10 protein-coding genes and 1 pseudogene are annotated in these 9,015 nt (G+C 74.3%); 5 read left to right on the top strand and 6 right to left on the bottom strand.

Annotated elements, in window-relative coordinates; translation table 11 throughout:
• From proS to VF468_27210, 4 genes are all read right to left on the bottom strand, one after another.
• Positions 1-1,325, bottom strand: a 1,325-nt coding sequence (proS, locus tag VF468_27195) for a proline--tRNA ligase (GenBank protein ID HEX5881974.1), incomplete at its 3' end; no start/stop codon positions are given.
• Between the two features lie 46 nt (positions 1,326-1,371).
• Positions 1,372-2,154 (bottom strand): tetratricopeptide repeat protein, encoded by a 783-nt coding sequence (locus VF468_27200; protein ID HEX5881975.1) that lies wholly within the window; start codon positions 2,152-2,154, stop codon positions 1,372-1,374.
• A 39-nt stretch (positions 2,155-2,193) separates the two neighbouring features.
• Positions 2,194-2,685, bottom strand: a complete 492-nt coding sequence (locus tag VF468_27205) for a DinB family protein (GenBank protein ID HEX5881976.1) — start codon at positions 2,683-2,685, stop codon at positions 2,194-2,196.
• Positions 2,682-3,650, bottom strand: a complete 969-nt coding sequence (locus tag VF468_27210) for a fumarylacetoacetate hydrolase family protein (GenBank protein HEX5881977.1) — start codon at positions 3,648-3,650, stop codon at positions 2,682-2,684. Before VF468_27210 ends, VF468_27205 begins: the two co-directional genes overlap by 4 nt.
• 104 nt (positions 3,651-3,754) lie before the next feature.
• On the opposite strand from VF468_27210, the gene VF468_27215 reads away from it, so the two are divergent.
• Both VF468_27215 and VF468_27220 read left to right on the top strand, forming a co-directional pair.
• Positions 3,755-4,042, top strand: coding sequence for a cupin domain-containing protein (locus tag VF468_27215; protein HEX5881978.1), 288 nt, complete (start codon positions 3,755-3,757; stop codon positions 4,040-4,042).
• Positions 4,043-5,410, top strand: a complete 1,368-nt coding sequence (locus VF468_27220; protein ID HEX5881979.1) for an SIR2 family protein — start codon at positions 4,043-4,045, stop codon at positions 5,408-5,410.
• On the opposite strand, the gene VF468_27225 is transcribed toward VF468_27220, so the two are convergent.
• A complete protein-coding gene (locus VF468_27225; protein HEX5881980.1) occupies positions 5,407-5,841 on the bottom strand; it encodes a hypothetical protein in 435 nt (144 codons plus the stop codon). The two genes, VF468_27220 and VF468_27225, sit on opposite strands and share 4 nt — an antisense overlap.
• A 22-nt stretch (positions 5,842-5,863) precedes the next feature.
• Here VF468_27225 and VF468_27230 point away from each other — a divergent pair, with 22 nt between their 5' ends.
• The gene (locus VF468_27230; GenBank protein ID HEX5881981.1) at positions 5,864-6,853 is read left to right on the top strand and encodes a methyltransferase; all 990 of its coding nucleotides are present in this window, start codon (positions 5,864-5,866) and stop codon (positions 6,851-6,853) included.
• Between the two features lie 45 nt (positions 6,854-6,898).
• Complete coding sequence (locus tag VF468_27235) at positions 6,899-7,654, top strand: SDR family oxidoreductase (protein HEX5881982.1); 756 nt, start codon at positions 6,899-6,901, stop codon at positions 7,652-7,654.
• A 192-nt stretch (positions 7,655-7,846) separates the two neighbouring features.
• Here the strand turns inward: VF468_27235 and VF468_27240 are convergent, their stop codons facing one another.
• Positions 7,847-8,191, bottom strand: coding sequence for a VOC family protein (locus tag VF468_27240; protein HEX5881983.1), 345 nt, complete (start codon positions 8,189-8,191; stop codon positions 7,847-7,849).
• Between the two features lie 72 nt (positions 8,192-8,263).
• Here VF468_27240 and VF468_27245 point away from each other — a divergent pair.
• Positions 8,264-8,935 (top strand): annotated as a pseudogene (locus VF468_27245) (alpha/beta family hydrolase).
• Positions 8,936-9,015 lie beyond the last annotated feature (80 nt).

Here is a 9,015-nt window from a genome sequence, read left to right on the forward strand (position 1 = left end):
ATGGTGGCCCCGGTGCCCTCGCCAAGGGCGGCCTCGCAGTCCGGGGAGCCGCACCAGGCCAGGCGGTAGAACCCGCCGGCGCCGACCCGCTCTCGGAGCTCGGCGAGGTCGTCGACCGGGTAGGTGTGGGCCTCGCGGTAGGCCAGCGACTCGGCGTGGAGGCCGCGCTGGAGTTCGTCGAGCAGGTCGCCGGCCGCGGCCGCCACCCCGTCGATCGGGACCGGGTCCTTGGAACGGGTGTCGCGGCGGACCAGGGTGACCTGGCCGGCGGCGAGCTCGCGGGGGCCCAGCTCGACCCGGACGGGGACGCCCTTCAGCTCCCAGTCGACCGAGCGGCGGCCGAACGACAGGTGGAAGCGGCGGTCGACGTGGGTGCGGACTCCCTCGCCGCGCAGCTGCTCGGCGAGCTTGTCGACGGTCTGGGAGACCTCGCCCTCGGCCAGGGGGAGCAGCACCACCTGATGCGGGGCGATGGCCGGGGGCAGGCGCAGCCCGTGGTCGTCGCCGTGGGTCATGATCACCCCGCCGAGCATGCGGGTGGAGCTGCCCCAGGAGGTGGTGGCCACGTACTCCCGCTTGCCCTCGGACGACAGGTACTGGATGTCGAAGGCGCGGGCGAAGTTGTGGCCCAGGTTGTGGCTGGTCCCCATCTGGAGGGCCTTGCCGTCTCGCATCAGGCCCTCGCAGGTGTAGGTGCGGTCGGCGCCGGCGAACCGCTCGGCGGCCGACTTCTCCCCCGTCACCACCGCGCAGGCCAGGGTGTCCTCCATGAACGCCCGGTACACCTCGAGGGCGAGCATGGTCTCGGCCTGGGCCTCCTCGTAGGTGGCGTGGGCGGTGTGGCCCTCCTGCCAGAGGAACTCGGTGGTGCGCAGGAACAGCCGCGGCCGCAGCTCCCAGCGGACGATGTTGGCCCACTGGTTGATCAGCAGCGGCAGGTCACGGTGGGACTGGATCCACTTGGCGAACAGGTGGTTGATGACCGTCTCGGAGGTCGGCCGGACCACCAGCGGCTCGGCCAGCTGCTCCCCGCCGCCGTGGGTGACCACCGCCAGCTCGGGCGAGAACCCCTCGACGTGCTCCTTCTCCTTCTCCAGGAAGCTCATGGGGATGAACAGGGGGAAGTAGGCGTTCTGGACCCCGGTGGCCTTGATCCGCCGGTCCATGTCCGCCTGCATGAGCTCCCAGATGGCGTACGCCCACGGCCGGATGACCATGCTCCCCCGGGCCGGGCCGGTCTCGGCAAGCTCGGCCCGGGCGACGACGTCCTGGTACCACTGGGGGAAGTCCTCCCCCTGGGGGGTGAGCACGGCCTCGTTGGCCACGATGGGTCCCGCCTCCTTCTGGTTTTCGAGGGGTTCGGGAGGCAGTCTAGAACAACGCCCTTGTCAGGTCCTTGCGATACCGGGCGGTGAGCGGATGGTCGTCGCCGAGGAGGCGGAAGACATCCAGCATCAGGCCGCGGGCCTTGTCGCGGGTCTCGCCCGGGCCCTCGCGGACGGCGGCCAGGAGGGTGGCCAGGGCGGGGTCGGCCTGGCCGTCGGCGGCCTGGCCGGCGGCGGCGGCGAAGCGGGAGCCGGGATCGGCGGCCTCGGCGGCCAGGCGGGCGCTGGCCAGCAGCACGGCGACCTCGGGGTCGTGCTCCACCGGGCCGAGGACTTCGATCGCCTCGGCCGGGCGGCCCTCGCGCAGGGCCAGGTCGGCCAGGCCGGCCCGGGCGGCGACGTTGTCGGGGTCCTCCTCGAGGACCTCGCGCCAGCGGGCGGCGGCCTGGGCGGGGTCGAGCTCGGCCGCGGCCGCGGCGGCCCGGTCGGCCTCGCTGGGCAGCAGGGACTCGACGAACCGCTCGACCACCTGCGCCGGCTGGGCGCCGACGAACTCGTCGACCAGGCGGCCGCCGGCGAACGCCTTGACCGCCGGGATGCCCTGGACCTGGAAGGCCATGGCCAGGCGCTGGTTCTGGTCGACGTCCACCCGGGCCAGGACGACCTCGCCGCCGTGGCGCTCGACGGCCCGCTCCAGCACCGGCGCCAGGGCATGGCAGGGGCCGCACCAGTCGGCCCAGAAGTCGACCAGCACGGGCACCGTCTTGGACCGTTCCAGCACCTCGGCCTGGAAGGTGGCTTCGGTCACGTCATAGACAAGATCGCTCATACCCTTGTAGGTACGCCTGCCTGCGCCCCTCCCGCAACGTCAGCCCGGCGCGGGCGGGTCGAGCTGGTCGGCGTGCTCCTCCAGATGGGCGACGGCGAACCGGTCGACGATCTCGGCCACCGTCATGTCGCCGAGGGTCTGGTGGTGGCCGGTGCGGGCCATGGCCTGGGCGTCGAGGCGGTCGAGCAGGGCCAGGACCACGGCGACGCCCTCGTCGACCCGGCCGAGGAGCCGCTGAGGGTCCTCGCGGCGGTCGCGCTCGATGGCCGCGATCCGGTCCGGGTCGGAGGAGACCCGGCCGAACTCGGTCTGGCGGCCGGCGGCGATCAGCTCGGCCTGCTGGGCCCAGTAGGGCAGCATCTCGGCCACGTGGGCCAGGACCTGGCCCCGGTCCCAGCGCTCCCCCGACTCCGGGTCGGGGTCGGTCAGGGCGCCGTCGGGCAGGACCACGGCGCTGGCCCGGATCCGCCCGGCCGCGGCCAGCAGCCGCCCGGCCCGATCGGTCCCGGTACCCGGGTCCCGGGCGCTCACTGGCCCAGCCTCGGGCGCATGCGGTCGGGGTCGGGCTGGAAGGCGGGGGCGTCGCCGGCCACGACCCGGTTGGCGAGCACGCCCAGGCCGGACACCTCCAGCTCGACCTCGTCGCCGGGCTGGAGGTAGGGGTACTTGTCGGCCCCGTGGACCAGCGACAGCTCCAGGATGCAGCCGGTCCCGCAGGTGCCGGACCCGAGCACGTCGCCGGGGCGCACCGGGGCCGCCTCGCTGGCGTAGACCAGCATCTCGGCGAAGCTCCACCACAGCCCGTCGAGGTCGGCCCGCGACCACTCGACCCCGTTGACCGTGGCCGTCATCACCGCGCTCGGCACCTCCCGCAGCCCCCCGGGGGCGAACTCGGCCGTCGTGACCAGCGTCGGGCCGAGCGAGGTGGCGAAGTCCTTGCCCTTGGCCGGGCCCAGCGACAGCGCCATCTCGCGCCGCTGCACGTCCCGGGCCGACCAGTCGTTCATGACCATGAACCCGGCGACCGTCGCGTCGGCGTCGTCCAGGCCCAGGTTGGCGCCGCCGCGGCCGAGCACGCAGGCCACCTCGAGCTCGTAGTCGAGCTCGGCCGAGCGGGGCGGGGCGGCCACCGGGTCGCCGGGGCCGAGCACGGCCGCCGGGTTGGTGAAGTAGAAGATCGGCAGCTCGTACCAGTCGGGGTGCATCTCCTTGCCGCGGCGCGACCGGGCGGTGCGGACGTGCTGCTCGAAGGCGTAGAAGTCGCGGATCGACGGCGGGCTGGCCACGGGGGCGAGCAGCCGGGCCGAGGCCAGGGGGACCGGGTCGCCGTCGGGCCGGGGCCGCAGGTCCGAGTCGGCGTTGGCGGCCATGGCCAGGTCGAGCACGGCGTCCAGCCCGGCCTGGCCGTCGCCGCCGGCCACGGGCACGATCAGCTCCCCGTCCAGGTAGCCCACCCGGGCCGTCCCGCCATCGGCCACATAGCGGCAGATCCTCATGGCGCTCACCATACCGCGCCCGCCGGCCAGGTTAGGATTGCCTGGTGGACGAGCCCCCTGCCGAGGCCTTCGACGTCCCCTCCCTCGAGGAGGCGCGGGCCGAGGTGCAGCGCCGCACCGGCGAGCCGTACCTCGAGTTCCTGCGCCGCGACTCGATGAGCTGCGGGCTGTACGTGCTCGAGGCCGGAGCCGACGACCCCCAGGAACCTCACCAGGAGGACGAGGTCTACCTGGTCCTGGCCGGCCGGGCCCGGCTGGACGTCGCCGGCCGCGGCCACCCGGTGGGGCCGGGCAGCGTGCTGTTCGTCGCCCGCACCGTCCCCCACCGATTCCACGACGTCACCGAGCGCCTCTCGGTGCTGGTCTTCTTCGCCCCGGCCGAGACGGTCTAGATGGAGGCCTTCATCCGGGCCGTCGTGGATCGCGACGACCAGGTCCTCGACGCGATGGGTGAGGCTGAGCCGATCCGCACCCTCGTGCGGCTCGACGCCGCGATGCGGGGGCTGGTGTTCGGGTTGGACCCGACGACCTTCGAGGCCATGGCGAGCGGGGACCCGGCCCTCGGGCGATGGCTCGAGTGGGTCCTGGAGCAGGACCGCGTCCTGCGGCGCCGGATCGGGTGGTCGCAGCGGGAGGCCGATCTTGCGATCCTCAGAGCCGCGTACCGGGCGGGCGACCTCGCCCTGGTGGTGGGCGCGGGCGTCAGCATGGCGGCCGGGATGCCGGGATGGGACGACCTCGCGCTCGAGATGGTCCGCCGCGCGCTCCATCATGGGACCTCCGAGCACCGGCGCGAGCTGCATGAGCGGCTCCGCGCGTCGCCCGTCGGCGGCCAGGACGGCGGGGGGACGGTGGTCGTCGCCGGTCACGTGTTCGTCGGCCCCTCCGAGCGGCTCGACGAGTTCCTCGACCAGCACCTCGCCCCGGCGAGCCCCAAGACCCGGGACCGGCTCCGGTGGGCCGCGCGCGAGCTCGGCGGGAGGTCCGCCGACCGCAGCGCCGCCCTCCTGACGGCGGGCGAGGCGGCGCTGGCCGTCTTCGGAGACCGGTTGTTCGACGAGCTGCGCCACGTGCTGTTCGACCGGACGCTCTACCGCACGGCCATCCACCCGGCGATCGCCGCCATGGTACGCCCGCCGGACGAGTCGGCGCCGAGGACCCCGCGCGTGTTCCAGATCCTCACCTACAACTTCGACGACCTGCTCGAGACCGCCATCCGTGAGGCCGGACACGAGTCCCGGGCGTACATCTCCAAGGCCGGCCAGGCGGACCTGGGCGGGATCCGGCCCGGCAGGCCCTTCGGCGATGTCGACAAGCCGAGCGCGGTCGACATCTACCATCTGCACGGCTTCGTCCCGGCATCCCGCGGCGTCTACGCCTTCGCGGAGGTCCAGGACGTGGATCTCGTCTTCACGGAATCCCAGTACCGTGCCCACTACGGCGAGGACGCCAGCTGGATCACGCACGTCCAGCGCGCGGCGTTCGGGAACGCACCCAACCTCTTCCTCGGCAGCTCGCTCGAGGACCAGGATGCCGTGCGGCAGCTCACGACCGTCCACGAGCGCCGGCCCGGATGGTTCAACTTCGCCGTCATGCAGCTCCCCGAGGACGCTCGCCGAGGTCGGGAGCGGCTCGGCGGCCAGGACCTGGACGACCTGGGCCGACGCTACCGGGCGATGGGCATCCGGGTCCTCTGGATCGCCGAGTTCGACGAGATCCCAGGGCTGCTGGCGAGCATCGCCGGCCCCGAGGCCAGCTAGCGGCGCAGATAGGGCGGCAGCGGCAGCTCCGGGCCCCGCCAGGGGACGACGTCCTCGGTGGCGAACCGCCCGAAGAAGTTCAGGAAGTGGCCGCCCGCTCCGGTCAGGGCCCGCCGGGCCCGCTCCTTGGCGTCGTCGCCGGACACCGGCACCGACAGCACGGTGCGGCCGTCGCGCAGCGCGGCCACGTAGACGGCCAGGTCGACGACCTGGTCGGCCAGGGTGAACGACAGCAGCCGCCGGGCCCGCGTCCAGAACCCGCCGGCGTTGCCCAGGCTGTCGATCCGGTCCGCGTCCGGGGCGCCCCGCAGCACCAGCACGTCGGTGCCGAACCCCTCCCGGGCGAGCGCCGCCGTGGCGGCCGTGGCCTCGTCGGCCGTGTCCAGCACCGCCATCAGCCGGTTGGTCGTCGGCAGCCGGGTCGGTGGCATACCGTCACGGTACCCTGCCCCGATGGAACCGACCCCCAAGGTGGACCTCGAGACCCTGAGCGACCTGGCCACGCCGTGGTGCGTCCACGTGGTGGCGACCCTGCGGATCGCCGACCACCTGGCCGCCGGCGTCACCGACCTGGAGGGGCTGGCCGCGGCCGCCGGGTGCGACCCGGGCGCCCTCCACCGGGTGCTCGGCCACCTGGTGGGCAAGGGGATGTTCGAGGAGCCGGCGCCGGGCCGGTTCGCCCTCAACGGCCCGGCGCGGGAGCTGCTCGAGGCGGCGCCGTTCCTCGACCTGGACGGCGTCGGGGGCCGCTTCGCGGCCGCCTGGGGCACGCTGCTCGGCTACGTCCGGACCGGCCGGCCGGGCTACGCCGGGCTGTTCGGCCGGCCGTTCTGGGAGGACCTGGCCGCCCATCCCGACCTCGCCGAGGCCTTCGACGACCTCATGGGCCCGGCCGGGCACGGCCCGCCCGACCCCCGGATCCCGCTCGCCGGCGGCTGGGAGGGGGTCCGGGCCGTGGTCGACGTCGGCGGCGGGACGGGAGCGATGCTGGCCGCGCTGCTGCGGGCCCATCCCCACCTGCGCGGCACCCTGGTCGACGTCCCCGCCACCGTGGCCCGGGCGGCGGCGACCTTCGAGGCCGCCGGGGTGGCCGACCGGGTGGAGACCGCCGGCCAGAGCTTCTTCGACCCGCTGCCCGCCGGCGCCGACGTCTACCTGCTCCGGAAGGTCCTGAACGACTGGCCGGACGCCGAGACGGTGGCGATCCTGCGCCGCTGCGCCGAGGCGGCCCGCCCCGGCGGGCGGGTGGTGGTCCTTGGCGGGGTGACCGCGGAGGACGAGCCCCGGCGGCTGACGGTCGAGACGGTCCTGCTCGGCGGCACGACCAGCACCCTGCCCGAGTTCCGGGAGCTGGCCCGCCAGGCCGGCCTGGAGGTGGCGGCGGCCACGCCGCAGGCGGGCCGCCTGGTGGTCGAGTGCCGCCCGGTTGTGGGCGGGACATGAAAGGCTCGGCCTGGTCGGACGCCGGACGCATGCGGGAGGGACGCCGTGCTGCTCGAGGGCAAGAACGCCGCCGTCTACGGCGGGGGCGGGGCGATCGGAGGGGCGGTGGCCAGGGCGTTCGCCCGTGAGGGGGCGCGGGTGTTCCTGGCCGGGCGGACCCGGGCCAGCCTGGAGGAGGTGGCGGCCACGATCAGGGACGCCGGCGGGGCGGCCGAGACGGCCGTGGTCGACGCCCTCGACGGGGCGGCGGTCGACGCCCACGCCGACGCCGTGGCCGCCGAGGGCGGGAGCCTCGACATCTGCATGAACGTGATCAGCCACGGCGACGTGCAGGGGACCCCGATGGTCGAGATGTCGGTGGAGGACTACCTGCGGCCGGTGGCGACGGCCGTGCGGACGACCTTCCTGACCTCCACGGCGGCCGGGCGGCACATGATGCGGCAGGGGTCCGGAGTGATCCTGGCCTTCGGCGGGTCGGGCGAGCCGCCACGCGACTACTACCTTGGCGGCCTCCAGGTCGCCTTCGAAGCCATCGAGTCCATGCGCCGCCAGCTCTCCGCCGAGCTGGGCCGGCACGGGGTCCGGTTCGTGACCCTGCGGACCGGTGGCGTGCCCGAGACGATCCCCGCCGGGATGGAGGGGCGCGAGCCGATCGTGGCCGAGATCGAGCGGCTGACCATGCTCGGGCGGGCGGCCACCCTTGAGGACGTGGGCGACGTGGCCGCCTTCGTCGCCTCCGACCGGGCCCGCACCATGACCGCGGCCACGGTCAATATCAGCTGCGGGTCCCTGATCGACTGACGCGAGATGCGCCGCACGCCGCGCCAGCCCGCCGAGCACGACCTCACCGTCGTCCTGGTCAGGGCCGGGCGCGTGGAGGGGCTGGCGGGGCTGTTCCGCACCGGCAAGCCCAGCGGCTGCTGGGACATACCGCCCCGGGCCACCCCGGCGGAGGCGCGCGCCAGCCAGCTCGGCTGGCAGGCGAGGGCATTCCTATCCGCCTGGAGTGCCGCCGAACCCGATCTCGTTCCCGTCGGGATCGCGGTATGTGGCCTTGCGCACGCCGTTCGAGTAGGTCTCCCGCTTCGCGGGCTCGAGTCCCCGGCCGGCGATCTGGGCGACGAGGGCATCGAAGTCGTCGACGAAGATGGTGTGCATGGCGTGGCCGGCATGCTCGGGCCGGTGCTCGACCGCCAGCGACCGATGCTCGGCGAGCTCCCAAACGGCCTCGGTGTCGCTTGCCACGAACGTCGGCGGGGAGCCGAGCAACCGTTCGTACCAGGCCAGCGCGGCCGCGTAGTCCCTGACGGGAACTCCAGCGAACAGATCGACGGCCATGCCGGCATGCTAGCCGACGCGTACCGCTCAACACCTGCTGTGCCACTGTAGTCCGAGGGAGGTGACGCCAGGATGGAGCAGCGCGTGCGCCTGGCCGCCGGCCGGGTGCGGCTGGCCGCCGATCTGGCCGTACCGGCCGCCGCCAAGGGCGTGGTGCTGTTCGCCCACGGGAGCGGCAGCGGCCGACTCAGCCCCCGCAACCGCCTGGTGGCCGCCATGCTCCAGCGGGCGGGCCTGGCCACCCTGCTGCTCGATCTGCTGACCGCCGAGGAGGAGACGGCCGAACGGGCCGGCGGTCGCCTGCGCTTCGACGTCCAGCTGCTGGCCGGCCGGCTCGCCGCCGCCCTGGACTGGCTGGCCACCGAGCGGCGCACCGGCGGCCTGCCCGTCGGCCTGTTTGGGGCAAGCACCGGCGCCGGGGCGGCGCTGCTGGTGGCTGCCGACCGGCCGGCCGTGGTGGCCGCGGTGGTCTCCCGTGGCGGGTGACCCGACCTGGCCGGGGCCATCCTGGGTCGGGTGCGGGCGCCCACGTTGCTGGTGGTCGGGGGCCGCGACCGGAGAGTGTTGGCGCTCAACCGGGCCGCCCTGGAGGAGCTGGCTGGCCAGGCCCGGCTGGAGGTCGTGCCTGGCGCCAGCCACCTGTTCCCGGAGCCAGGTGCCCTGGAGCGCGTCGCCGAGTTGGCCGTCGCCTGGTTCCTCGCCCACCTGGCCGGGGAACCCGCCTCCGAACAGGCAACCTCCTAGCACTCCAGCCGTAGATCGCGGTCTTCATGGTTGCCAAGGGGCCCTGCGGTCAGCAGTGGCAGGTGCGGGCGCGTGCCTGA

The sequence above is a fragment of the Actinomycetota bacterium genome, from assembly GCA_036280995.1.
Lineage (GTDB): Bacteria > Actinomycetota > CALGFH01 > CALGFH01 > CALGFH01 > CALGFH01.